This window comes from Streptomyces sp. A18, from assembly GCF_059026065.1.
Genome location: NZ_JBWLKL010000037.1, coordinates 1 through 23540 on the forward strand (window position 1 = coordinate 1; position 23540 = coordinate 23540).

Sequence of the window (23540 nt, forward strand, 5' to 3'; positions counted from 1 at the left end):
AACTCCAGGCCCTGGTTGAGCTTCTCGCGGTTGGAGAGCAGATCGTCCAGGTCGCTCTTGCCGATGATCGAGCGCAGCGACGTCTGCGCCATCTGCGAGACCGCGAAGCGGTAGTCCTCCACCTGGATGACGGCCTCGGCCGCGTCGATCACCTTGAAGTAGATGACGGCGTCCACGCGCACCGTGACGTTGTCCCGGGTGATGCCGTCCTGCGCGGGGACCGGCATCGTCACGATCTGCATGTTCACCTTACGGAGCCGGTCCACGAACGGCACGATCATCGTGAACCCTGGCCCGCGCACCGATCGCTGGAGCCGCCCGAGCCGGAGCACCACGCCCCGTTCGTACTGTTTGACCACACGCGCCGCTGCCATCACATAGACCGCTCCGACAGATCCGACGGTCACTCCCGCCGCCACCAGCTCCTCGACCATGCCGGCCCCCCAGGGTCCGAATTGGGCGTGTTGGGCGTTCTCTTCGAAGGTAGCGCCGCACGGCGCACAAAGGGAGACGGGAGACAGGAGAGAGCCCCCGCCCGGAGTCCGGGCGGGGGCTCTCCAGCTGCTGGCTGCAGACTGGCCGTACGTGGATCAGTACACGCTCACGCCGTACCGGCTCAGCGCCTCGGTGACCGGCTGGAAGAAGGTCGTGCCGCCCGAGGAGCAGTTGCCGCTGCCGCCCGAGGTGAGGCCGAGCGCCTTCGACCCCGCGTAGAGCGGGCCGCCGCTGTCGCCGGGTTCGGCGCAGACCGTGGTCTTGATCATGCCGTAGACGACGTCGCCGCCGCCGTAGTTGACGGTCGCGTTCAGTCCGGTGACCCTGCCGCTGTGGGTACCGGTGGTCGAGCCGCGCCGGGTGACGTTCTGGCCCACGGTAGCGTTGCCCGAGCTGGTGATGTCCTGGCTGCCGACTGTGCCCGACTTGGTGATCGACGAGTTGGTGTACCTGACGATGCCGTAGTCGTTGGTCGGGAAGCTGGAGCCGTGCGTGGTGCCCAGCGTGGTGGTCTTCGCGGAGTTGGCCCACCAGGTGCCCGCACCGTCGGTGCAGTGACCGGCGGTGAGGAAGTAGTAGGTGCTGCCGCTGCGGACGTTGAAGCCGAGCGAGCAGCGCCAGCTGGACGCGTACGTGGCGTCGCCGCCGGAGATCAGCTTGGTGAACTTGCCGGGAGTGCGTTCGACCTTGAGGGCGCCCGCGGTGCTGCCCGCCGCCTCCTTGATCTTGGCGATCTCGGCCTTGGAGACGGTGCTGTCGGCGGTGACGACCAGACGATTCGTCGCCTTGTCGACGCTCCATGCGGTGCCTGCGACATCCGCGTCGAGCACCGCGTCGCTCGCCTTGGTGAGCTGCGCCGAGCTGAAGGTGGTGGCGTCATTGGCGTTCGCAGCGGGGACGGCGAGCGCGCCGACGGCCACAAGTCCGGTGGCCACGGCGAGCAGACGAGTACGTCTCGCTATGCCGCTGCGGGGGGTGGTGCGCTTGTTCCTCACTTGTTGTTCCTCCCGAGGGGAAGTCAGTGGGCCCTGTGGGTTGGGGCCCGTGAGGCGCAGCCAATGAGCAAGAGGCAAGCCGGATTCCGGATACGCCGTGCTCCTGACAAGCGCTGCTCGGGAGTATTCGGGCCGGGGACACCGCGCACAAGGGCGCCTTTCGGCCGTCAGTCGTATACACGGCAACGGGCCCCGGCGGCTGTCGTACCTGTCGTACGCCGCCGGGGCTCTGGTCATCGGCTCCACTCTGACGCGTCAGCGGCGGAGAAGGTTCCGCTCCCCCGCGGCGATCTCGGCGTCAAGGGTGTTGCCCGGCGGTGGGAAAGGGCAGATGAAGTGGTCGGCGAAGGCGCACGGCGGAAGCAGTGCGCGGTTGAAGTCCACTGTCGTGCGCCCCTCGGCGTCCGGCGCGGCGGGCCGCAGGAAACGGAAGCGGTAGCTGGACACGCCACTGGACGCGTCGGCGAAGACCGCCCACAGTGACCCGTCGCCCTCCACCGAGACCTGGAGCGTGTGCTCCTTTCCGGCCAGGTTGAAGGCCAGCTCACCGCCGAGGCTGAGCCCTCGCTCCACCCCGTCCGCGTTGCCGACCCGCACGGTGCGCACCCCGTCCGTGGTGCTCTCGGCGGCGTACGGCGTGAAGCGCCCCTCCGTCGCCCAGCGCGCGTCGTACTCGGTGGCTTCGATGCCCTGGAAGGCGCGGCGCGTCACGGACCCCGGATCGAAGTCGCGTACCGCCCAGAGCCCTTCGCGCCGCAGCACGACGAAGCGGCGGTCGCCGTGGCCGACGCGGGCCGCGACGACCGGACCGGGGTCGGCCGTCAGACGGGCCTCGCCGCTGAACGGTTGCCCGTCGAGGGTGAGCCCCTCGCCGGCCTCTGTGGTCAGGACGACCTCGTCGCCCGCCTCGGTCCAGCGCCCGGGGATGTCCGGAAGCGAACCATCCGGGTAGTCCGCGAGCCAATGGGTGCCGGTGAGCGAGAGCGGGCCGTAGGGCGCCGCCACCGTCTCCGTCCGCTGCTCGTGCCAGTGCTTCCAGTCGCGGGAAGCGTCCTTCGATGCGTCCGTCGTCATGCGATCAACCCTTCCATATGTGATCAACCCTTCCATACGGGCCGCTACTTACGGCTTCGGCGGGCCTTTGGGATTGATCTGCGACTCCTTCACGGCTTCGCTCGTCAGCCCCCAGCGCTTGAGGACCTTGACGTAACGGCCATCCTTGATCACGTGGTTGAGTGCGGCGGCGTACGCGCCGACGAGCCCGCTGTCCTTCTTCGTGGTGGCGGCGATCTCGCCCTGGATGCTCGGCCCGCCGCCCGACATCGTCCCGATGATCTTCGTCTGCCCCGACGACGCGACGTGGTAGGCGGCCGACGGGTTCGGGCCGAGGTAGGCGTCGATGCGCCCCGACTGGAGGGCCAGGTAGTAGTCGGAGTCCTTCTGGAAGTACTTGATGGCCACCGGCTCGCGCCCGGCCTTCTCGTTCTGCTCGCTCCAGTCGACGAGGATCTTCTCCTGGTTGGTGCCGGAGGAGACCGCGATCGTCCTGCCCGCGATCCACGGTGAACCGTCTGATCGAGGACGGAACGTACGACCGCATCCTGAAGAAGTGGGACACGCAGGGCTCAGCGATGGAGAGGTCGCAGATCTCCCCGCCGGAGATCAAGGACCAGCGCCCCGAAGGGGCGCGGGGAAGTGCGCGAGCAACCACATCGAACCCACGGACGAACAGCAGTGCCCCGGAGTATCTACAACCCGCAGTCGCAACACGAGCAGCACTCACAGCAGGAGCAGCACCCACTGTCCCCACAGTTGTTGCAGCACCCCTCGCGCTTCTTCCGGGACCAGGGCCCCTCGTACGAATCGGCACAGCACACCTTGCAGGTGCAGCAGAGCCCGATGGCGACCGCGCACCCCGCCCAGAACCCCCGCTTCCCCGGCTTCGGGGGCTGGGGCTCGAATCCTGGCCCGCCCCCGAAGCCACCGGGGCCACCGGGGCCACCGAAGCCACCAGGACCTCCGGGCGCTCCTCCTCCGTACGGATTGCCACCCCCATACGGGGGCTGTGGACCGTACGGCCCTCCCTGCCGGCCATGGTCCCCACCCTGCGGAGGCCCGAAGGAACCTCCCTGATGGGCCGTCACTTCATGACTGTGCCCGCACGACTCCGTCCCGAAGGCCCGGTCCACCGACCGGCTCAGCTCGTGCGCGAGCAGCACATGCACCAGCTTGCCGTCGGTGAACTCGGCGTCGCGCAGTGCGAGCCGGACGCCGTGCACGGCGTCATCGGCGAGCCGCCGTGCCTCGGCGAGGCCCGTACCCGTGGCGGTCAGTGGGTTCCACGCACCCGACGCGGCGTCAGCTTCCCTGTCCTCCACGGCATCCAGGAGATGCGCGAGCCTGCCGAAGAGCCGCCCGGCCTCGGCGAGCGGCTCGGCGTTGCCCGGCCTGCCCGCGATGACGGCGGTGTGCGCGAAGGCCGCGGCGGTCGCGGTCTCGGTCGGCTCGGTGACCGTGAGCAGGGAGGTGCCGGGGCCCGCCAAGCCCTCGATGCCGACCTGCCGTTCGACGGCGTCGAGCAGGACCGCCGTGTCGAAGCCCACGTCGGCGCCGGTGCGCGCGCCCGCCAGGTCCCAGCTCCGCGCCACCTTCCGGGCGGCGGCGGCCACCGGCCTGCGCGCCAGGATGCCGTCCCCGTCGACGACGTGATCGCGCACCTTCGCCGAGGCAAGGACCAGCGAGACGGCGGCGGCGAGCCGTGCCCCCTCGCCCCGCGCGACGGACGCGGTGCGCATTCCGCGCAGTGGACAGGGCCCCGCGGTGCGCCGCCGGTCGCTCGACTTGGCCGTCTGAGCCTCCGTCAGAACCGAGATGATCAGGCCGTCGTAGTTGGTCACGACGCGGGCGAACTGCCCATGGTCCCCACGCAGCGCAAGACACAGCCCGCACAAGTGCGCCATCCATTGCATCTTCAGCCCCTCGCCCAGACGATGGGTGCAAGGCCTGACGATTCCGAACACGACGACTCCCCCGTGAGTCTGGTGACGATCAACTCAGGCATCGTAACGAGGGGCCCGTTCACCCAGACGCACCGGTCGTCACCCATACGCCGTGAAGAATCATATTTCACTCACTGTCAGCAGCCGTACACAGCACGACCCTTGGGGAATCACGTGAAACACCGTGTTGACTCTGCACCAGTACCGTCACGAAAACCCCGCGCGGCGACTATCCACTTGGCGCACCATCCGCATCATGGACGAACATGGGGATAGGGACTGCAGAAAGCCCGCTGCGAGAGGAGGCGTCCATGGGATCGGTGCGCAAGGCGAGTGCCTGGCTTGGCCTCGTCGACGACAACAACAACAATGACGAGCGTTACTACGACGGCTACGACGACGACGGGGCCGAGGGGCCCGGCGACGCCTGGGTGACCGACCCGCGCGTGCGGGTGGTGGCCGAGGCCGCCGAGGAGGAAGGGCGCCGGATCGGGACCGTGACCCCGGACAGCTTCCGGGACGCGCGCGGCATCGGCGAACTGTTCCGGGACGGCGTCCCGGTCATCATCAACCTCACGTCGATGGAGCCCGGCGACGCCAAGCGCGTCGTGGACTTCGCGGCGGGCCTCACCTTCGGCCTGCGTGGTTCCATCGAGCGCGTGGCGACGAGGGTCTTCCTGCTCACCCCCGCCAACACGCACATCGTGAACGGCGAAGCCACGAGCCGTCCGTCGGACGGTTTCTTCAACCAGAGCTAGCGGGCGAGGCCGCTCACCGGAAGGCGTCGAGGCCGGTGAGCGCCTTGCCCAGTACGAGTTGGTGCATCTCGACGGTGCCCTCATAGGTGAGCACCGATTCGAGGTTCGTCGCATGCCGCATGACGGGGTACTCGAGCGAGATCCCGTTCGCGCCCAGGATCGTCCGGGAGGTGCGGCAGATCTCGATCGCTTCTCGTACGTTGTTGAGCTTGCCGAAGCTGACCTGTTCGGGGCGGAGCCTGCCCGCGTCCAGGCGTCGGCCGAGGTGGTGCGCGAGCAGGATGCCCTTGTGCAGCTCGACCGCCATGTCGGCGAGCTTGGCCTGGGTGAGCTGGAAGCCGCCGATGGGCCTGCCGAACTGCTCACGGGTCTTGGAGTACTCGACGGCTGCCTCGAAGGAGGAGCGGGCGGCGCCCATGGCTCCCCAGACGATGCCGTAGCGCGCGTGGGAGAGACAGCTCAGGGGGCCCTTGAGCCCGGTGACCTCGGGAAGCACGGCATCGGCGGGCAGCCGCACCTCGTCCATCACCAGTTCGCTGGTGACGCTCGCGCGCAGCGACCACTTGTGCTTGATCTCGGGCGCCGAGAAGCCGGGGGTCCCGGTGGGGACGACGAAGCCTCTGATCCCGTCGTCGGTGTGCGCCCAGACCACGGCGACCCCGGCCACGGACCCATTGGTGATCCACATCTTGCGCCCGGTGAGCACCCAGTCGGTGCCGTCCTTCTTCGCGAACGTGCGCATGGACGCCGGGTCCGAGCCGTGGTCGGGCTCGGTCAGGCCGAAGCAGCCGATGATCTCGCCCGCGGCCATGCCGGGCAGCCAGCGCTGCTTCTGCTCATCGGAGCCGAAGCGGTGGATGGCGTACATGGCCAGGGAGCCCTGCACGGAGACGAGCGAGCGGATGCCGGAGTCGGCGGCCTCAAGCTCCAGGCAGGCGAGGCCGTACTGGACGGAGCTCGCGCCCGCGCAGCCGTAGCCCTTCAGGGACATGCCGAGCGCGCCGATCGAGCCGAGTTCGCGGGCCAGCTCGCGGATGCCGGGCAGCTCGCCCTTCTCGTACCAGTCGGCGATGTGCGGCAGGACGCGGTCGGCGGCCCAGGCGCGGACGGTCCCGCGGATCGCGAGGTCCTCCGGCTCCAGGAGGTCGTCGATGCCGAGGGGGTCGGCGGGGTCGAAGGGCGGCAGGGGAGTGCGGGCGCTTGCGGACATGCGGGCCTCCGGCGACACGAAAACTAGCAGTGGTAGTTAGCTACGGCTCGCGTTGACGTTACGACGCGGCGTGCCGCACGTCCATAAGGGCGGTGGGTGGGGGAAATCCCCGGCCGAAGGCCGGGATCACCTCAGCGGACGGACTCCACAGGGACCCCCGCCTCCCCCCGGGGGGCCGGCACCCCCTGCTCAGGCCGCGCCGCAGGCGCCCCGCACTCCATGGTCCGCGGCAGCTTCAGCGCCATCAGCGCGCCGAGCAGCAGCAGCCCCGCGCTGACCAGCAAGGTCACATGCAGGCCGTGCACGAAGGACTCCCGCGCCGCGCTGCGCAACGCCTCGCCCGCCCCGCCACCGAGCCCCGAAGCGACTTCGTACGCCTCGCCCAGCGAGTGACTCGCGGCGGCGGTCTCCTTGGCGGGAACGCCCTGGACGGACGAGAGGCCCGGCGCGTACGCCGCGTTCATGACGCTGCCGAGCAGCGCGATGCCGATGCCTGCGCCCAGCTGGTACGAGGTCTCGCCGATCGCGGCGGCGCCGCCCGCCTGCGACTGGGGCGCCTCGCTGAGCATCGACTCGTACGACCCGAAGAGCGTGGTCTGCAGACCGAGGCCAAGCAGCACGAAGCTGGTGAGCAGGAGCGGGTCGTTGGCCTGGTCGCCCATCCCGGTGAGCACCAGCACGGCGACCGCGGTCAGGGTGAAGCCGGAGGCGACCATCGTGCGCGGTCCGAAGCGGTGCAGGAGCTTCGATCCGGCGAGGCCCGCCGCCATCGCGGCGACGGTGAGCGGCACGAGCCGCAGGCCCGTCTCCAGCGGGGAGAGGCCGAGCACCAGCTGCAGATACTGCGCGGCGACCAGTTCGAGGCCGACCAGGGCGAGCATCGCGAGCACGATGCAGCCCAGGGAGGTGCTGAACGCGGGCCGCGTGAACATCGAGAGGTCTATGAGCGGATGCTTGCGCCGCCGCTGCCTGCGGACGAAGCCGACGAGGAGGGCCGCGCCGACGAAGAACGAGAGGAGGGTCGTCATGCCGAACGGTGACTCTCCGCCACCTGCCCGTTTCACCGCGAACACGAGCCCGAAGAGACCGCCCGCGGCCATCAGCGCGCCGACCACGTCCCACGGCCCGTCGCGTTCGCCCGTCGACTCGGGCAGCAGCCAGCGGCCGATGGGCAGGCTGACCAGCATCAACGGGATGTTTATCAGGAAGACCGAGCCCCACCAGAAGTGCTCGAGGAGGAAACCGCCGAGCAGCGGCCCGCCCGCGGCGCCGATTCCGGCCACCGCGCTCCACACACCGATCGCGACGGCGCGCTCACGCCGGTCGGGGAAGACCTGGCGGAGGATCGAGAGGGTGGCGGGCATGATCATCGCGCCGCCGACGCCGAGCAGGGCGCGGGCCGCGATCAGGACCTGGGCGTTGTCGGCCATGGCGGCCACGGCCGATGCCACGCCGAAGAGGGCGTAGCCGAGCAGCAGCACCCGTCTGCGGCCCACCCGGTCACCAAGGGTGCCGAAGAGGATGAGCAGCGAGGCGCAGACCAATGGATAGACGTCCACGATCCACAGCAGCTCGATGCCGCCGGGCCTGAGGTCCTCCGTGACAGCGGGCACCGCCACGTGCAGGACGGTGGCGTCGACGGCGACGAGCAACAGGCTTACGCAGAGAACGACGAGCACCAGCCAGCGGTTGGCGCCACCCTGCGACCCGGGTACCCGACGGCCGGAAGGAGCGGTGGCCGTGGTTGAACCCGACATGTGCGATACCTCCCAGTGGTCCCTCGCATCAGCGGCCCCGCGGGACGTGATCTCCCAGCTGGCGGCGGCGAAAGGCGGGTGAGCCGTCAGAGTACGCGAGTTCACGGCTGTGGCGCGTGGCGGACCTCTCATGGTTGCGCGGAGACGGTGTGGCGTACGCCACGCCGCCCGCGCCCGGACCACACATGGACCACGCCCCCGGCCGGACGGCCGGTTCCCGGCTGCGCCGATAATCGAGCCCGTGACCGACCTGGACCAACGCCTGCCCACGCCGTCGTACGGCAACCGTGCGAGCGCCGCGCTGCGCCGCGCCGCACCCGCGCTCCTCGCCTACGCGGGGGTGCGCGCCCTGGGGGTGGCGGTGCTCGCGGTGTGGAGCGCGGCGGCGGGCAAGAGCCCGCACACGCTGCTCACCGCCCGCTGGGACTCGCTCTGGTACACCCGCGTCGCCGAGTTCGGCTATGGCTGGGAGGTGCGCCTCCCGGACGGCGGCGTCCACTCGAACCTCGCGTTCTTCCCGCTGCTGCCCTGGCTGGAGCGGCTCGTCTCGGCGATCAGCCCCTTGTCGTACGCTGATGCCGGTCTGGTGGTGAGCTGGCTCGCCTCGCTCTGCGCCGCCGCGGGGATCTTCGCGATCGCCGATCACCTCTACGGGCGTCGGGCGGGGGTGTGCGCGGTCGCCCTGTGGGCGGTCCTGCCCGTGGGGATCGTGCAGTCGATGGCGTACAGCGAGTCCCTCTTCACGGCCCTCGCGGCCTGGTCGCTGTACGCGGTGCTCACCGGCCGCTGGGTGTGGGCCGGCGCACTCGCCTCCTGCGCGGGCCTGACCCGCCCCGTGGGCGCCGCGGTCGTCGCGGCACTCTGGGTAGCGGCGGCCGTCCACATCCGCCGGGAGCGCAAGGCCGACTTGCGCGTGATCCTCGGGGTGGTCCTCGCCCCGCTCGGCGCCGCCGGTTACGTCCTGTGGGTCGGCCACCGCACGGGGGACGGCATCCTCGGCTATCTCGACGTCCAGGCGGGCTGGGGCAACGGCTTCGACTTCGGCTACGCCTTCGCCCGCTTCATCGGCGACAAGTTCACCGCCCTCCCCGCGGCTCTCGCGGGCATCGGCCTGATCGTCGGGGTCGCACTGGTGGTCTGGCTGTACGTCATCGGTGTACGGAAGAAGCAGCCGCTGCCGCTGCTCGTCTACAGCGGGATCGTCGTGGCGCTCGCCCTGTGCGCCGCGGGCTATTTCGGCTCGAAGCCGCGCCTCCTGCTGCCCGCCTTCCCGCTGCTCCTGCCCATCGCCACGGCGCTCGCCAGGCTGCGTACGCCCAGGTCGGCGCTGGTGCTCGGGGGTGTGGCGACGGCGAGCGCGGTGTACGGGGCGTTCTGGCTGAACGGCTCGGGTCCGCCATGATCATTTCTGGCCCTCCGGTGAGCGCCGGGGAAATTCCGCACCAGGCTCCGGTGAACGAATTCATAAGCGCCATAAAACGGTCTCACTAATGATCAACGAATTAAGTAAGGGTCTTGTCGCGGAAAAGGGAGGCCGCAGGAATAAACCCTCGTCTGAGATCAATGCCACATCACATCGTCATCACAAAGCCACTGATTCGGCCTAGTCACGCACTCACTCGCTGTAACGTCGATTGTGTGCGTACCGAACGAAACCTCACCCGTCTGGACCGGGTCTTCGCCCGGCTAGACCGTGAGCCGGAACGACCGGCCGGCCTCGATGTGCCGAGGATGAGCAGGCACCGGATCGTGCTCTTCAGCGCGACCCTCGCCTTCTACCTCGCCATCGTGGTCGCCGTGCTCGCCACTTCGTGGCTGGTGCGGTTCGACTGGCAGGTCATGTTCTTCCGGCCCTACCAGCAGTGGCCCGAGATCCACGCCTTCCTCGACTACTGGGTGGTCCTCGGCCAGCGCGGCCCGACCGCGGTGATGGTCGCGGCCTGGCTGGGCTGGCGCTCCTGGCGTCAGCACACCATCCGCCCGCTCCTGACGTTCGGCGCCGCCCTGCTGCTCCTGAACGTCACGGTCGGCGCCGCCAAGATCGGCATGGGCCGCCTCGGCCCGCACTACGCCACCACCATCGGCGCCAACGAGATGTGGCTCGGCGGCGATATATTCCCCTCGGGCCACACCGCCAATGCCGTGGTGACCTGGGGAATCCTGGCCTACATGGCCTCCACCCCGCGCACCCGCCGCTACCTCTCGGCGCTCTCCGCCGTGGTGTCCCTCAGCGTCGGCCTGACCACCGTGTACCTCGGCACGCACTGGCTGAGCGACGTCTTCCTCGGCTGGGCCGCGGGTCTGCTCGTCCTGCTCGCGCTGCCCTGGGTGGAGCCGCTGCTCACGCGGGTCGAGGGCTGGATCTTCAGCGTGCGGGACCTCTGGCGCGACCGCCGCGCGGGCGCAGGCCTCCCGGCCCCGGCTCCGGTCCCCGCGATGGTTCCGCGACCCACCGCCGCCCCGGTCGACGAAGCCCCGGTCCGCGAGCCGGTCGGCGCCCCGCGCTCCGCCCGCCCCGCGGCCCACCTCGCGCCGGGCCCGCACACACCGCGCTCCGAGCGCAGCCCGGTCACCCCGGCGGGCAGCCGCCGCCCGCCGCACTCCGAGCGGGCCTCACGCGCCGCCACGTCGCCCCGCCCGGTGGCGGGCGGCTGACCCCACAGCAGCGGGGGTCGGTACGCACAACCCATCCCCCGCATCGCGAAGGCCCCGGTTCCGTCCAGGAACCGGGGCCTTTCGCCTTGCCCGGCCGTGCGCCGCGCCGTCGTGCGCCGCGCCGCCTCGTCGTACGTCGCCGAGGCGCCGTCAGCCCTTCCAGCAGCGGATGACGACGCCTTCCTTGACCTCGAAGTTGAGCCGCCCCGCGAGGTACTCCATGGTGATGATCGCGCCCGGCGGCAGCGACCTGACAGTGGACCAGCCGCGCTCGCGGGCCTGCTGCTCGGCGCCGTCGGCCGTGAGGCCCACGTAGGCGTCGATGCTGGACTGGGGTTCCTGGGGTTCTGCGGGAGGGGTCGGAATAGGTGCCATGGCCGCCACGTTAGGCGGCGCGGCCCGACCGGGGAAGGCCGTAGCCGGACACCATGCGTCACCGGTCCCTCTCCGGTCACGCTTTCGTCACAGCATCACGACGTGCGTTTCGCCTTAACTCCGTCACACGTACGGGCGGTTCCGCAGTTGTTCCGAAGTGATTCCCGGATTTCCCGCGGGCTTCCCCGTGGCGCCCGGAAACGACCGGAATAGTCGGGGCAAAAAGTCCGGCGAGTTGCCTTTACATACCCTCCGCTTTTTCGAATCCTGGTCACTCGACGGGATGTGACGAGGCATAGGGAATTCGCGGTTCCGGCACAGTCGGCGGCTTCGCCCCCTGTCGGAGTCGGGTCCCACGCGAGCATCATGTCCCCGGCTGAGAGTCCGGGAGCAACTCCCCGGGCACCACGGCAGGCAGGCCCAGGGCGCGACGGCGAAGGGGCGAGCGATGGGGACCGAGACCGCAACCGAGGCGGCACCACCGATCCGGCAGAAGACTCCGGGCCGGGTCCTCGTGGACTGGCTGACCACCACCGACCACAAGAAGATCGGCCACCTCTACCTGATCACGTCCTTCGCGTTCTTCCTCGTCGCGGGCCTGATGGCCCTGATGATGCGGGCCGAACTCGCCCGACCCGGGCTGCAGCTGATGTCGAACAACGAGTTCAACCAGCTGTTCACCATGCACGGCACGATCATGCTGCTGCTCTTCGCGACGCCGACCTTCGCGGGCTTCGCCAACGAGATCATGCCGCTGCAGATCGGCGCGCCCGACGTCGCCTTCCCGCGGCTCAACATGCTGTCGTACTGGTTGTTCCTCTTCGGCGGCCTGATGGTGCTCGGCTCGTTCCTGGTCCCCGGCGGCCCGGCCAACTTCGGCTGGTTCGCCTATGCGCCGCTCAACAGCCTGGAACGCTCGCCCGGCATCGGCGCCGACCTGTGGATCATGGGGCTCGCGCTCTCCGGGTTCGGCACGATCCTCGGCTCGGTGAACTTCCTGACCACCATCATCGGGATGCGGGCCCCGGGCATGACGATGTTCCGGATGCCCGTCTTCACCTGGAACGTCCTGTTCACTTCGATCCTGGTCCTGATGGCGTTCCCCGTGCTCGCCGCCGCGCTGCTCGTCCTGGAGGCGGACCGGCGCTTCGGCTCCATGGTGTTCGCCCCGGAGAACGGAGGCGCGCTGCTGTGGCAGCACCTCTTCTGGTTCTTCGGGCATCCGGAGGTCTACATCATCGCGCTGCCGTTCTTCGGGATCATCTCCGAGATCATCCCGGTGTTCAGCAGGAAGCCGATCTTCGGCTATCTGCCCCTGATCGGCGCGACGATGGCCATCACCGGACTCTCGGTCGTCGTGTGGGCGCACCACATGTTCGCGACGGGCGCGGTGCTCCTGCCCTTCTTCTCCTTGATGTCCTTCCTCATCGCGGTCCCCACGGGAGTGAAGTTCTTCAACTGGACGGGGACGATGCTCAAGGGGTCGCTGTCGTTCGAGACACCGATGCTGTGGGCGATCGGCTTCCTGGTGAGCTTCCTCTTCGGCGGGCTCACCGGCGTCATCCTGGCCTCGCCACCACTGGACTTCCACGTCACCGACTCGTACTTCGTCGTCGCGCACTTCCACTACGTCGTGTTCGGCACCGTCGTCTTCGCGACCTTCGGCGGTTTCTACTTCTGGTGGCCGAAGCTCACGGGCAAACTGCTCGACGAGCGGCTCGGAAAGATCCACTTCTGGACGCTCTTCGTGGGCTTCCACGTGACGTTCCTGGTCCAGCACTGGCTCGGCGCGGAGGGCATGCCGCGGCGTTACGCCGACTATCTGGCGGCGGACGGCTTCACGGCGCTCAACACCATCTCGTCCATCGGGGCGTTCCTGCTCGGCCTCTCCACGCTGCCGTTCCTCTACAACATCTGGAAGACCGCCAAGTACGGCGAGAAGGTCGACGTCGACGACCCCTGGGGCTTCGGCCGCTCCCTGGAGTGGGCCACCGCCTGCCCCGCTCCGCGCCACAACTTCGTCACGCTGCCCCGGATCCGCTCCGAGTCCCCGGCGTTCGACCTGCACCATCCGGAGTTCGCGGCGTTCCATCCGCCCCAGGCGCAGTACCCGGATCCGCAGACCGAACACCCCGGTCCAGGGCCCGGCTCAGGAGGTCCCGCGCCGAGCTGAGCCGTTCGGTGAAGTCCGCCGGCTCGACGACCTCGAACTCGAAGCCCATCAGCAGCACATGGATCACCATGACGTCCAGGCTCATGGCGCCCGTGCGCAGCAGACAGCTGCGCTCGGACTCGGCCTCCAGCGTGCCGTCCGACGGGGTGATCCGCTGGGCCGCCTCCTCCAGGGGCACCAGAAGCCGGAACACCGCCTGGGCGGCGTACGCACGGGTGGAGACGCCCCTGGAGACGTACGCGGCGAGGTCATCGGCGGGCGGGGTGCGCGGGGCGAAGCGCGGTCCGTGTGGCGGCCTCGGGGTGATGCGGTCCGCGCGGAACGTGCGCCAGGCATCGCGGTCGACATCCCAGGCGACCAGGTACCAGCGGCGCTCGGTGCAGACGATGCGGTGCGGTTCGACGGTGCGGCGGGTCGAACTGCCGCCGTGGTCGAGGTAGTCGAAGCGCAGGCGCTCGGAGTCCCGGCAGGCGTGGGCGAGTTCGGTCAGGACCGAGGGGTCGACGGTCTGCGGCTGGGGGCTCCGGAGCATCGGCACGGTGAACGCCGTCAGGGCGCCGACCCTGCGCCGCAGTCTGCTCGGCAGGACCTGCTCCAGCTTGCCCAGGGCGCGTACGGAGGTCTCGCCGATGCCCTCGATGCCCTGCCCGGCGGCGGTGCGAAGGCCGACGGCCACGGCGACCGCCTCGTCGTCGTCCAGGAGAAGCGGTGGCAACTCGGCGCCCGCGCCCAGCTGGTAGCCGCCGCCCGTGCCGGGGCTCGCGTTGACGGGGTAGCCGAGTTCGCGCAGCCGGTCCACGTCACGCCGCACGGTGCGCGGGGTGACGCCGAGCCGGTCGGCCAGGTCCGCGCCCGACCAGTCGCGGTGGGCCTGCAGGAGCGAGAGCAGGCGGAGCAGTCGTGCCGAGGTCTCCAACATGGGGCCGATTGTGCCCGGCGTCGCGGACAGCCACGGTCCTCGACGGCATCCGGTCCTCGGTGGAATCCGGCCCGCGCCGGGATCCGGTCCGCGGTGCCGTCAGTCCTCGGCCTCGTCCGCCGCGCGGATCCGCACCGAGAGGTCGTTGTCGTACGTGTAGTAGGGCCCCGCGTCGAGCGGCCCGTGCGCGGCGGTCTCGATCCGCACCGCCGGGTAGGTGAAGATCGGCTTCTTGTCCGGCACGTCGTCCAGGATCCGGGCGAGGCGGATGCGCGGGCCATCCTTGCCCGCGGGGCGCAGCCACAGGTCCCAGGGTCCCGGGCCGCTGTCGGCGAGCGCGTCGCAGTGCAGGTCGAAGCTGAACTCCGCGCCGTCCACGGTCAGTTCGGAGCGCTCGATCCGGTCCGGGTCCGCACGGCGGGACGCCTCGGCGTAGGCGGCGCCGGTCAGCGCGGTGCCGAACACGCGGCCCTGCGCGGTCACCGCGGTGCCTGCGATCCGCAGCTCGCCGATCTCCGCGTGCGGGGCGCGCAGCCAGCTGCGTACGGAGAGGTTGCCCTGCTTGGTCGCGTACGGAATGCGGACGGCGATGTGGCCGCGGGCGCCGCTGGGGGCGCGGTCGACCAGCGAGCGCAGGTCGTTGACGCCGGGTGCGAGGCGGCGCGGGGTGCCGCCGCCGACCTCCGCGTAGGCGTTCCAGCGCCCCTCGGCCAGCTCGACGCTGCTGGGCAGCGCCGCCCGCAGCCTGCCGTCGGATGCCGGGGACAGCGGCAGGCGTACGTCCTCGTCGGCGGACGCGGCATCGCGGCGGCGCAGCAGAAGGTAGGCCGCGCCCTTGCCGCCGGGGTCGGTGACGTCGAAGGTGAGACCGCCGGCGGAGTCGGCTATGCAGTCGGCGCGAGGGGCCGCGGCGACGTCCTGATCGACACCGGTGTCGCCGGGGGATGAGGCGTCCGAGGTGGCCAAGGCCGTCATGCGGTGGATCCCTTCGTCTGTATGCCGCTGGTCGGTACCCCGTGTCCCATGTCCCGTACCGCGTACACGCCGCCGAGCAGGGCACCGCGCGTACGGTGAAGTGAGCCGCGCACCCGGCCGCCGAAGGAGCTGCCGCGGGTGAGCATCCCGGTGAACATCGCGTCGTAGCGCTCGGCGATGCGGACCGGGTCGAAGCGTTCGGAATCCTGGAGGGCGGCGCCCGCCATCCGCCGGCGCAGTGTGTCGTTGTTGATGAGTTCGAGCAGTCCGCCCGCTATCGCGTCGGGGTTGCCGACCTCGACGAGGCGCCCGTCCACGCCGTTCTCGATGATCTCGCCGGGTCCGTGCGGGCAGTCGGTGGCGACGACGGGCAGGCCGCAGCGCATCGCCTCGACGATCGTCATGCCGAAGGACTCCAGGCTGGAGGTGACGGCCGCGATGGAACCCTTGGCCCACTCGGGCTCGATGGGGTGCGCGGGCCCCATCAGGAAGACGTGGTTGTAGAGGCCGAGTTCATCGATCAGGGCACGCAGCTTGTCCTTCTGCTTGCCGCCGCCGTAGATCCGAAGGCGCCAGTCGGGACGCTCGGCGCGCACCTGGTCGAAGGCCCGTATCAGCAGGTCGTACCGCTTGACGGGGGCGAGCCGTCCCGCGGCGACGACCCACTTCTGGGAGCCGTCGGCGGGCTCGATGCCGGGCGCGGGCACGGGGTTGGGCACGGCCTGGACGTGGACTCCGGGCAGTCGCATCGTGCGGCGGTAGGCGCGGGCGTCGGCCTCGGTCGTCGTGGTCAGGACGTCGAGGCGCGGGTAGACGCTGCGCAGCTGACGGCGCAGTTCCTTGGAGTGGCTGTCCAGCGTGAGGTGTTCCTGGCCGACCCGCAGCGGGCCACGCGCGGTCTCGCGGGCCAGGTGCACGTTCAGACCCGGCCGCGTACCGACGACGACATCGGCGTCGACCGAGGAGAGATGCCGGGCGATGCGCTGGTCGGTGAGGGCGCTGTACTGGTCGTAGCGGCCCTCCGCGCTGGGGAACGTGCGGGCGGGCCGCAGGGCGTCGGGGTTCTCCCCCTCGTAGCCGGGGCTTTCCTTGCGCATGTCGACGAGGTGACTGACCCTGACGCGGGAGCCGGGCGAGAACACGGGGTGGTCGCGGTGCCGGAAGACGGAGACGATCTCGACGTCGTGTTGCTCGGCGAGTGTGTTCGCCAAGTTGTACGTCGTCCGGATCGTCCCGCCGATTCCGTACGCGTTGTGAATCAGGAAAGAGATGTGCATGCGTCCCCGTATCCCACGCTTCCCCGCGGACAGTCCTTCTCGTCCGCCTACCGCAGGGTTAGACGGGGGTTGCGGGCAGAAGGTTGGGGTTCATCATCATTTTGTTTTTGAACAGTTGTGCCATTGGGACCCGGATCCGGGAACTCTCCTGCTAGGTACACGCATCATGGCTGGTAGGAGAGCTGCGGCACGTCGAAGCAGTTGTCGTTCATGTCTCCCTGTGTGACCCAGCCCTCACTGTCCTTCCAGCGGGCCACCGACACACAGGTCCTGCGGTGCTCGGGCGGATCGGCCCGCTCCTCGTACGTCACCGGCAGCAGCAGCCCCCGCGCGGTGTACGGCTCGTCCCGGTCCATGAAGCGGTCGACACACGCGCGTGTGACGTCCCCCCGGCACGACGTCGCCGCGTCCGTGAACCACATGGCGGCCGCCCAGCCCTCCAGCTGCCACTGGGAGAGCTCCTTCCCCTTCATCGCGTCGCGGAACGCGCGCACGGCCGGCTGGTCCGTGTCCTCGTAGTTGCGGCTCGCGCCGGTGGCCCACAGCGTGTTGCGGCAGTTCGGTGCGTCCTTGTAGTCGTCGGCCACGGAGGAGGTCCAGTTCTGGACGTTGGTGACCTTGGCGGTGACCCGCACGCCCACGTCGTCCATCGCCTCGCACAACTGGGCGTTGCCGTGGGTGTCCATGGCGTCGAAGACGAGGTCGGCGCCCTGCTCCTTCAGGTCGGCCGCCGCCGCGCGGAAGTTGGGCAGCGCGAAGTCGACCTGCTCGGTGACCACCTTGTAGCCCTCGGCCTTCAGGCCTCGGGTGACGAGACGGGCGTACGCGGCGGACGCGGCCTGGTTGTACGAGACGACGGCGGCCGTGCGTGCTCCCTGCTCCCGCTTGAAGTAGCGGTAGACCTCGGTCCCGCCGATCAGCTGGCCGCCCCAGCCCGGCTTCCCGTCCCGCGGGGCGAGGCTTCCGTAGATCCCGTAGAGATGCGGATAGGTGTCGTACGCGGAGCCGATCGGCTGTCCCCCGACGTCGGGCACCCGCGCCCGGGAGACGCGGGAGGCCCCGGCGTAGTCCAGCGAACTGGTCGCGACGAGCGCGACGACGCGGTCCTCGTCGACCAGCTTGTGCACGCAGTCGTTGTTGCCGACGCCGCTGCCGCCGTCGTCACACGTCCGCACCTCGACCTTGCGCCCGTCGATCCCGCCCCGGGCGTTCAGCCGCTCGAAGTACGCCTTGGCCCCGTCCCGCGGCCCGGTGAACGCGGAGCCGCCGACCGGGCTCGTCGCGCTGGTGATGATGCCGACCCGGATCGGCGCCCCCGCGGGGGCGGGCGCCGTGCTCCTGGCCTCGAAGTCGCTCTCGGGGAGCCGGCTGCCGCACCCGGCCACGGCCACGAGCAGCGCGGCACCCCCTAGGACCTCAGCAGCCCGGACCGGGCGACTCATTGCCGCTCAGCTTCACCAGTGCGCAGAGAGTCTTGACGGAGACCTTCCAGGTGTCGTCCTGGTTGACGGAGGTGCCCGAGGCGTCGGGCAGCGCGGTGGCGCCCTTCAGGCTCAGTGCGTACGTCACGTCCGCCTCGGTCGCCGAAGTGAACTCCACCTTGTTGACGTCGGCGCTCACCTGCTTGCCGCGCTCGTCACCGCTGAAGCCCTCCAGGACGGCGCGCATCTTCGACCCGTTCTCCAGGAGGGCCTCCTTGTCCTTCAGGGAGACGGCGGGATCGAAGAACTTCTCGAAGTTCTCCTTGACCTCTTTCTCGGCCGCCGCGGGATCCGCGGGCGCGCTCGCGTCATCCGAAGGAGGGGCCTGTCGGGTCGGCTTCTCGGCGGACGGCTTGGGCGGATCGCTGTCGCCGCCCCCGCCACTGTCGTCACCGCATGCCACGGCGGCCGGAGCGACGAGCAGGACCGCGGCAGCCGCCATCGCCGCGCTCCGCACCCTTCCCCGCTTGAGATCGCTCCCCCGCCTGGGGCTGGTCCAGAGAACCATCTGGCTCACCACCGGGTGTCGGTCCGGGCCATGAGGGCCCGGTGCTTTCAGGGTCAGCTTGCAGAAGGCATAGTGCAAGCCATCGGCTGACATGGACAGCCCACCGACGCTACGAACGTGTCCCAGGGGGCGCAGATGCGGGCGGCTCAACCGGATCAGACAGCTCGTACGGCCCGGCTCCGTGCCGTGCGCCCCGTCCTCTGGGTGGCCTTCGCCGCCCTCGCCGCCGGTGCGGTGCTCTGCGTGGTCGGCTGGTACGGCATCTCGGGCGAGCGCTTCGCCGAGCGGCAGCTCCCCTATCTGGCGTCGTGCACGGTGCCGGGTGCGGCGCTGATCATCGCCGGAGCGGTGCTCTTCACCCACGGCAGGAGCACCCTGGCCACGGCCCGCGTGGAGGAGCTGTACGAGCTCCTGGTGACGGCGGGCTCGACTCCGGCCACGGCGGAGCGGCCGGCCCCGGTGGCGACCAGCGGCGAATCCCTGATGATCCCCGGCGGCACCCTCTGGCACCGGTCGGACTGCCCCCTGGTGGCGGGGAAACCGGAGGCGGTCCCAGCGGACGCCCACATCCTCACCACGGGCGACCTGAGCCCCTGCCCCATCTGCGAACCGGAACCCGCCACCACGCAGCCCCCGGAGCGATGACCCGGTGGACTCCCTGAGCTACGACCTGACGCTGGCCGGGCTCGCGGTCGGCAGCGCGGCGGCACTCACCGGCATCGGCCTGATCGTCACGTACCGCGCGACCGGTGTCCTCAACTTCGCGCACGGCGCGATCGCCATGGTCTGCGCGTATGTCCTGCGCCAGCTGACAGTGGAGTGGAACTGGCCGCTTCCCCTGGCCACGGCGGTCACGCTCCTCCTCATCGCCCCGGCGATCGGCCTGCTCCTGGAGAAGGCGGTCTTCCGCCCCCTGTCGGTCCTCGGCAGCGACCCGGCCCAGACCCTGGTGGCATCGATCGGCGTCTTCATCCTCCTGGTCGGAGGAGCCGCACTGATCTGGGGCCCAGGAGCCAAGGCGGACGTACCCACCCTCATCTCGACGGACCCCTGGGCCCCCTTGGCCGTGACGATCGCCCTCGCCACGACCGTCTGGGCGGTCACCCGCTGGACCCGCTTCGGCAGCGAACTGCGGGCGGTGGTCGACAACCGCCCCCTCGCCGTCCTCAGCGGTATCGACGCGGACCGGGTGGCGTCGGCGGGCTGGGCGTTCGGCGCGTTCACGGCGGGCCTCACCGGGGCTCTGCTGGCCCCCTTCGTACGCCTCGACCCGTACGGCATGCCGCTCCTGGTCATGGAGGTGGTGGCGGTAGCGGTGGCGGCCCGCATGCGCAGCCTGTCCATCGCGGTCGTGGTGGCCCTGGGCATCGGCGTGGCCCAGAGCCAACTGACCCGCCTGCACCCGTCCGGCTGGGCGGAACCCCTGCTCCAGGCCCTGGGAGCAAACCTCTTCGTCGTGGCCCTCCTCATCGCGGCCCTCGTACTCCCGGGCATCGGCTCGCAGAACACGCTCCCGCGCACGGCGGCGGCACGGGTCCCGACGCCTCCGGGGGCGTGGATAGTGGCGGCGGTCCTCTTCCTCATCCCGCTGGGCTTCGCGGGCTCGGACCTGACGACGTCCGTCCAGGTACCGGCCCTGGCGGTGATCCTCCTCTCCCTGGTGATCGTCACCGGGCGAGGGGGCCAGATCTCCCTGGGCCAGGCGGCGTACGCGGGCCTGGGCGCGCTCTTCACGGCGCTCCTGACCGCGGGCCGCTTCCCCGGCCTGCCCGAGCTCCCCCACCTCCCCGCCCTGGCCGTGGCCGTCCTCCTGGTGGCCCCTCTCGGCCTGCTCACCGGCTGGCCCGCGATCAGCCGCCGGGGGCTCGCGCTGGCGCTCGCGACGTTCGCGGTCGGTGTCGGCGTCAGCCGCTTCGTCTTCGCCCAGCCGTACGCGACGTCGGGCCTCACCCTGGGCCGCCCGGCTGGCTTCGACAGCGACCGCGCCTACTACGTCCTCGAACTGGCCCTGCTGGCCGCGGCGTTGCTCTTCGCGATCAGCATGCGCCGGGGCCGCATCGGGCGCGCGCTGGCCGCGATGCGGGACCACGAGGCGGGGGCGAGCGCGGCGGGCGTACCCGTCCGCACCCTGAAGCTCACGGCCTTCGTGGCCGGCGCGGCGCTGGCCGCCCTGGGGGGCGGGATGCTGGGCATGGGCCTACGGGCCTTCGACCCTGCGGCGTACGACCCCGTGCGAGGGCTGCTCTGGTTCGCGGCGGTGGTGGTCCTCGGGGCGGACAGCCTCCTGGGCGCGGTCGTTGCGGCGGCGCTGTTGGTGGGCCTGGACGCGGGGACGCGAGGCGGTGTGGCGGCGGCCTTGATCGGCGTCCTCGCGGTCCTGGTGGGCCGCGTGCCGGCATGCGCCGGGCTTCAGCGGCGCCTTTCCCTTACCCCCCTGGGCCAGCGAGCCCGCAGCGTCCTCACCCTGGCTCCCCACCCACCCACCGGATCACCGCCCCGCAGCGAGCGGGTGGGCTTCGCTCGATCGCGCGACTGGCGGGTGGGCCCGATCCGATGGCCCGGCAGCGGGCGGGCGGGGCTCACCCAATCGAACCGTGGCCGGCGCGCAGGGCTCGCCCGCTTGCGCCGCTGGCTGGAGGGCGGCAGCCCTGCCCGAATGCCCCGCGCCGAAGGGTCGGGCAGTGGCACCGGGCCGCAGACGCCGATCCGGCCCGAGGGGACGGTTCGGTACGTCCGCCCGGAGCACGGTTCGCGGCGCTCCGGTGCCGAAGTAGTTACGCGGCCACCGGACGACAGCGAGGACGGACATACCGAGGCGGCCCCGCCCCCAGAGCGGCCCCGAGGCGAGGACCGGCACCCACAGCAACCTCCAGGAGAGGACCCGCACCCACTGCAACCCCCAAGCAAGAACCCGCATCCACAGCAACCCCCAGAGCCACCCCGCCCCGAACCCCCGCACCCCCTGACGGCCCACCACATCACCGCCACCTACGACGGCTTCACCGCCCTCGACGACGTCACCCTCTCCGTACCCCCGGGCCACATCACCGCCGTAGTAGGCCCCAACGGCGCAGGCAAGAGCACTCTCTTCCACTGCCTCGCCGGCACCCTCCGCCCCGACACGGGCAGCATCACCTTCGACGGCAAGGACATCACCCGCACCCCGGCCCACGCCCGCACCCGCCTGGGCCTGGCCCGCACGTTCCAACAGCTGGCCGTCTTCCCCTCACTCACCATCACAGAGAACGTCCAGGTAGGCGCGGACCAGACCAACCCCAGGAACGCCCAAGCCGGCACCCAGGCCCTCCGCCTCCTCTCCCTCGACGACCCCAACACCCGCCACCACCCCGCCGCGGACCTCCCCACCGGCACCCTCAGACGCGTGGAACTGGCCCGAGCCCTCGCAGGCCACCCCCGCACCCTCCTCCTGGACGAACCGGCAGCCGGCCTGGACACCGCCGAAGTGGCCGCACTGGCCCGCGTCCTGCGGGCCCTCGCCGCCGACGGCATGGCGCTCCTCGTGGTCGAGCACGACATGGACCTGGTGGCGGACCTCGCCGACACCGTGCACGTCATGGCGGCAGGACGCATCGTCACATCAGGTCCCCCGGCCGAAGTCCTCCGCGAGGCGACCCCATGAGAACCGGTATCGAACTCCACCGGGCCCGCGTCCGCTACGGCCCACTGGAAGCCCTGCACGGAGTGACCCTCGCCGCTCCCGCCCCCGGCCTCACCGTCCTCCTGGGCCGCAACGGCTCGGGCCGCACCACGACCCTGCGCGCCCTGGCCGGCACGGCCCCCCTCACCACAGGCACCGTCACCTGGGACGGAACAGACGTCACCCGCCTCACCGCACACGAACGCGCGAGACGGGGCCTGTGCTTCGTACCGGACGGACAAGCGGTGTTCGCCCACCTCACGGTCGCAGAGAACCTGGCCCTGTCCACCCCCACACGAACCCACACCCCCACCCCCACCTTCGACACCTACCCCGAACTACGCCCCCTCCTCCCCCGCCGAGCAGGCACCCTCTCCGGCGGAGAACAACGCATGCTCGCCCTCTCCCGCGCCCTCCTGACACCCCGCACCCTCCTGACACCCCACACCCGCGTGATCCTCGTCGACGAGCCCACCCAAGGCATGTCCCCCGCCGTCGCGTCCCGGACGTACGACCTCCTCGTCGCCCTCAGCGCCCACGCCTGCGTCCTCATCGCGGAACAACGACTGCCGCCCGGCCTGCGCGAGCACGCGGGCCGGACGGCAGTGGTGGTGCACGAACTGCGCCGAGGCGCGGTCGTGTTCAGTGGTGAGGCGAGCGAACTCAGCGAGCGGGAGCGGACGCGACCGAGTCCGCGGCCCCGGGCGCCCGGACGGCCTTCTTCTGAATGACGAGCTTGGTGCCGACACTCAGCTTGTCGGGCTTGCTCCCGACAGCCTTCCGGTTGGCTTGATACAGCGCTTGCCATCCGCCCTGCACCTTGTACCGCCGGGCGACGGAACTCAACGTCTCCCCCGCCTTCACGACGTGCACGACGACCCGGCCCTCCCGGATCTCCTTGGGGATCTTCTTCGAACAGACGGGCCAGGCCTTCCACCCCTGGGTACGCAGCACCTCCTCGGCGACCTTGATCTGCTCCTCCTTGGTGGCGAGGTCGGCACGCGGCGCGTACTTGAGACCGCCGTGCTCCTCCCATGTGGGCTGCCAGAACTGCAGCCCTCCGTAGTAGCCGTTCCCGGTGTTCACGTGCCACCGGCCACTGCTCTCGCACTGCGCGAGGCAGTTCCAGGGCCCCTCCGTGCGCGAGCAGTCGTACGCCGCGGCGGCGGGACCCGGCCCCGGCAGGGGCGGTGGTGGGGGCGGGGCCGCGACCGCGGGGGCGGGCAGCAGCAGTGCGGAGACCGCGGCGACGACCAGACCAGCGGGCCACAGCGACCGAAGACTCTTGATCGGCATCGGATACAT

Annotated in this window: 19 protein-coding genes and 3 pseudogenes; 8 read left to right on the forward strand and 14 right to left on the reverse strand. The window is 70.5% G+C overall.

Annotated features, from left to right (window positions below; translation table 11 throughout):
- The 4 genes and pseudogenes from AC5P1C_RS35345 to AC5P1C_RS35360 all read right to left on the reverse strand — a co-directional run.
- A partial coding sequence (locus AC5P1C_RS35345; RefSeq protein ID WP_493870080.1) for an SPFH domain-containing protein occupies positions 1 to 434 on the reverse strand: 434 nt, incomplete at its 3' end.
- A gap of 156 nt (positions 435 to 590) precedes the next feature.
- Positions 591 to 1490: a S1 family peptidase gene (locus AC5P1C_RS35350; RefSeq protein WP_493870081.1), complete on the reverse strand. Its 900-nt coding sequence runs from the start codon at positions 1488 to 1490 to the stop codon at positions 591 to 593.
- Positions 1491 to 1745: 255 nt separating this feature from the next.
- Entirely contained in the window at positions 1746 to 2564 is an 819-nt protein-coding gene (locus AC5P1C_RS35355; protein ID WP_493870082.1) for a DUF1684 domain-containing protein, read from the reverse strand.
- A 48-nt stretch (positions 2565 to 2612) separates the two neighbouring features.
- Positions 2613 to 3044 (reverse strand): annotated as a pseudogene (locus tag AC5P1C_RS35360) (type 2 periplasmic-binding domain-containing protein); the annotation flags it as partial.
- A gap of 5 nt (positions 3045 to 3049) precedes the next feature.
- Between AC5P1C_RS35360 and AC5P1C_RS35365 the strand changes: the two are divergent.
- Positions 3050 to 3157, forward strand: a pseudogene (locus AC5P1C_RS35365) (ABC transporter substrate-binding protein); the annotation flags it as partial.
- A gap of 81 nt (positions 3158 to 3238) precedes the next feature.
- Here the strand turns inward: AC5P1C_RS35365 and AC5P1C_RS35370 are convergent.
- Positions 3239 to 4510, reverse strand: coding sequence for a DUF5685 family protein (locus AC5P1C_RS35370; protein ID WP_493870083.1), 1272 nt, complete (start codon positions 4508 to 4510; stop codon positions 3239 to 3241).
- 290 nt (positions 4511 to 4800) lie between these two features.
- On the opposite strand from AC5P1C_RS35370, the gene AC5P1C_RS35375 reads away from it, so the two are divergent.
- Positions 4801 to 5247, forward strand: coding sequence for a cell division protein SepF (locus AC5P1C_RS35375; protein WP_493870084.1), 447 nt, complete (start codon positions 4801 to 4803; stop codon positions 5245 to 5247).
- Between the two features lie 13 nt (positions 5248 to 5260).
- On the opposite strand, the gene AC5P1C_RS35380 is transcribed toward AC5P1C_RS35375, so the two are convergent.
- Both AC5P1C_RS35380 and AC5P1C_RS35385 read right to left on the reverse strand, forming a co-directional pair.
- Positions 5261 to 6457: an acyl-CoA dehydrogenase family protein gene (locus AC5P1C_RS35380; protein WP_493870085.1), complete on the reverse strand. Its 1197-nt coding sequence runs from the start codon at positions 6455 to 6457 to the stop codon at positions 5261 to 5263.
- A 131-nt stretch (positions 6458 to 6588) separates the two neighbouring features.
- Positions 6589 to 8214 carry an MFS transporter gene (locus tag AC5P1C_RS35385; RefSeq protein ID WP_493870086.1) on the reverse strand — a complete coding sequence of 542 codons (1626 nt, stop codon included), beginning with the start codon at positions 8212 to 8214 and terminating at the stop codon, positions 6589 to 6591.
- Positions 8215 to 8455: 241 nt separating this feature from the next.
- On the opposite strand from AC5P1C_RS35385, the gene AC5P1C_RS35390 reads away from it, so the two are divergent.
- Together AC5P1C_RS35390 and AC5P1C_RS35395 are read left to right on the forward strand one after the other, a co-directional pair.
- Complete coding sequence (locus AC5P1C_RS35390) at positions 8456 to 9616, forward strand: glycosyltransferase family 39 protein (RefSeq protein ID WP_493870087.1); 1161 nt, start codon at positions 8456 to 8458, stop codon at positions 9614 to 9616.
- 236 nt (positions 9617 to 9852) lie between these two features.
- On the forward strand, positions 9853 to 10869 hold the full coding sequence (locus tag AC5P1C_RS35395) for a phosphatase PAP2 family protein (protein ID WP_493870088.1): 1017 nt from the start codon (positions 9853 to 9855) through the stop codon (positions 10867 to 10869).
- 150 nt (positions 10870 to 11019) lie between these two features.
- Here AC5P1C_RS35395 and AC5P1C_RS35400 read toward each other — a convergent pair whose 3' ends face one another.
- On the reverse strand, positions 11020 to 11244 hold the full coding sequence (locus AC5P1C_RS35400) for an I78 family peptidase inhibitor (RefSeq protein ID WP_493870089.1): 225 nt from the start codon (positions 11242 to 11244) through the stop codon (positions 11020 to 11022).
- Between the two features lie 448 nt (positions 11245 to 11692).
- On the opposite strand from AC5P1C_RS35400, the pseudogene ctaD reads away from it, so the two are divergent.
- Positions 11693 to 13264, forward strand: a pseudogene (gene ctaD / locus AC5P1C_RS35405) (aa3-type cytochrome oxidase subunit I); the annotation flags it as partial.
- 1 nt (position 13265) lies between these two features.
- On the opposite strand, the gene AC5P1C_RS35410 reads toward ctaD, so the two are convergent.
- The 5 genes from AC5P1C_RS35410 to AC5P1C_RS35430 form a co-directional block, all read right to left on the reverse strand.
- Positions 13266 to 14336: a helix-turn-helix transcriptional regulator gene (locus tag AC5P1C_RS35410; protein WP_493870090.1), complete on the reverse strand. Its 1071-nt coding sequence runs from the start codon at positions 14334 to 14336 to the stop codon at positions 13266 to 13268.
- A 99-nt stretch (positions 14337 to 14435) separates the two neighbouring features.
- On the reverse strand, positions 14436 to 15311 hold the full coding sequence (locus AC5P1C_RS35415; protein WP_493870091.1) for a hypothetical protein: 876 nt from the start codon (positions 15309 to 15311) through the stop codon (positions 14436 to 14438).
- On the reverse strand, positions 15308 to 16588 hold the full coding sequence (locus AC5P1C_RS35420) for a glycosyltransferase family 4 protein (protein WP_493870092.1): 1281 nt from the start codon (positions 16586 to 16588) through the stop codon (positions 15308 to 15310). The genes AC5P1C_RS35415 and AC5P1C_RS35420 overlap by 4 nt, the downstream gene beginning before the upstream one ends.
- A 164-nt stretch (positions 16589 to 16752) precedes the next feature.
- A complete protein-coding gene (locus AC5P1C_RS35425) occupies positions 16753 to 18030 on the reverse strand; it encodes an ABC transporter substrate-binding protein (protein WP_493870093.1) in 1278 nt (425 codons plus the stop codon).
- Positions 18005 to 18577, reverse strand: coding sequence for an MTB12 C-terminal domain-containing protein (locus AC5P1C_RS35430; protein ID WP_493870094.1), 573 nt, complete (start codon positions 18575 to 18577; stop codon positions 18005 to 18007). Before AC5P1C_RS35430 ends, AC5P1C_RS35425 begins: the two co-directional genes overlap by 26 nt.
- A gap of 135 nt (positions 18578 to 18712) precedes the next feature.
- Here AC5P1C_RS35430 and AC5P1C_RS35435 point away from each other — a divergent pair, with 135 nt between their 5' ends.
- Genes AC5P1C_RS35435 through AC5P1C_RS35445 form a run of 3 tightly spaced genes read left to right on the forward strand, consistent with a single transcriptional unit; the run spans position 18713 to position 22966 of the window.
- Entirely contained in the window at positions 18713 to 19222 is a 510-nt protein-coding gene (locus AC5P1C_RS35435) for a hypothetical protein (protein ID WP_493870139.1), read from the forward strand.
- Positions 19223 to 19226: 4 nt separating this feature from the next.
- On the forward strand, positions 19227 to 22217 hold the full coding sequence (locus AC5P1C_RS35440) for an ABC transporter permease subunit (RefSeq protein WP_493870095.1): 2991 nt from the start codon (positions 19227 to 19229) through the stop codon (positions 22215 to 22217).
- The gene (locus AC5P1C_RS35445) at positions 22214 to 22966 is read left to right on the forward strand and encodes an ABC transporter ATP-binding protein (RefSeq protein WP_493870096.1); all 753 of its coding nucleotides are present in this window, start codon (positions 22214 to 22216) and stop codon (positions 22964 to 22966) included. The genes AC5P1C_RS35440 and AC5P1C_RS35445 overlap by 4 nt, the downstream gene beginning before the upstream one ends.
- Here AC5P1C_RS35445 and AC5P1C_RS35450 read toward each other — a convergent pair.
- Positions 22899 to 23540 (reverse strand): LysM peptidoglycan-binding domain-containing protein, encoded by a 642-nt coding sequence (locus AC5P1C_RS35450; protein WP_493870097.1) that lies wholly within the window; start codon positions 23538 to 23540, stop codon positions 22899 to 22901. The two genes, AC5P1C_RS35445 and AC5P1C_RS35450, sit on opposite strands and share 68 nt — an antisense overlap.

What these genes read in the sequence shown, in the direction of transcription:
- AC5P1C_RS35355 (WP_493870082.1), bottom strand. Translation starts at nt 2,564, where the DNA reads ATGACGACGGACGCATCGAAGGACGCTTCCCGCGACTGGAAGCACTGG.
- AC5P1C_RS35375 (WP_493870084.1), top strand. Translation starts at nt 4,801, where the DNA reads ATGGGATCGGTGCGCAAGGCGAGTGCCTGGCTTGGCCTCGTCGACGAC.
- AC5P1C_RS35380 (WP_493870085.1), bottom strand. Translation starts at nt 6,457, where the DNA reads ATGTCCGCAAGCGCCCGCACTCCCCTGCCGCCCTTCGACCCCGCCGAC.
- AC5P1C_RS35385 (WP_493870086.1), bottom strand. Translation starts at nt 8,214, where the DNA reads ATGTCGGGTTCAACCACGGCCACCGCTCCTTCCGGCCGTCGGGTACCC.
- AC5P1C_RS35400 (WP_493870089.1), bottom strand. Translation starts at nt 11,244, where the DNA reads ATGGCACCTATTCCGACCCCTCCCGCAGAACCCCAGGAACCCCAGTCC.
- AC5P1C_RS35410 (WP_493870090.1), bottom strand. Translation starts at nt 14,336, where the DNA reads ATGTTGGAGACCTCGGCACGACTGCTCCGCCTGCTCTCGCTCCTGCAG.
- AC5P1C_RS35415 (WP_493870091.1), bottom strand. Translation starts at nt 15,311, where the DNA reads ATGACGGCCTTGGCCACCTCGGACGCCTCATCCCCCGGCGACACCGGT.
- AC5P1C_RS35420 (WP_493870092.1), bottom strand. Translation starts at nt 16,588, where the DNA reads ATGCACATCTCTTTCCTGATTCACAACGCGTACGGAATCGGCGGGACG.
- AC5P1C_RS35425 (WP_493870093.1), bottom strand. Translation starts at nt 18,030, where the DNA reads ATGAGTCGCCCGGTCCGGGCTGCTGAGGTCCTAGGGGGTGCCGCGCTG.
- AC5P1C_RS35430 (WP_493870094.1), bottom strand. Translation starts at nt 18,577, where the DNA reads ATGGTTCTCTGGACCAGCCCCAGGCGGGGGAGCGATCTCAAGCGGGGA.
- AC5P1C_RS35435 (WP_493870139.1), top strand. Translation starts at nt 18,713, where the DNA reads ATGCGGGCGGCTCAACCGGATCAGACAGCTCGTACGGCCCGGCTCCGT.
- AC5P1C_RS35445 (WP_493870096.1), top strand. Translation starts at nt 22,214, where the DNA reads ATGAGAACCGGTATCGAACTCCACCGGGCCCGCGTCCGCTACGGCCCA.
- AC5P1C_RS35450 (WP_493870097.1), bottom strand. Translation starts at nt 23,540, where the DNA reads ATGTATCCGATGCCGATCAAGAGTCTTCGGTCGCTGTGGCCCGCTGGT.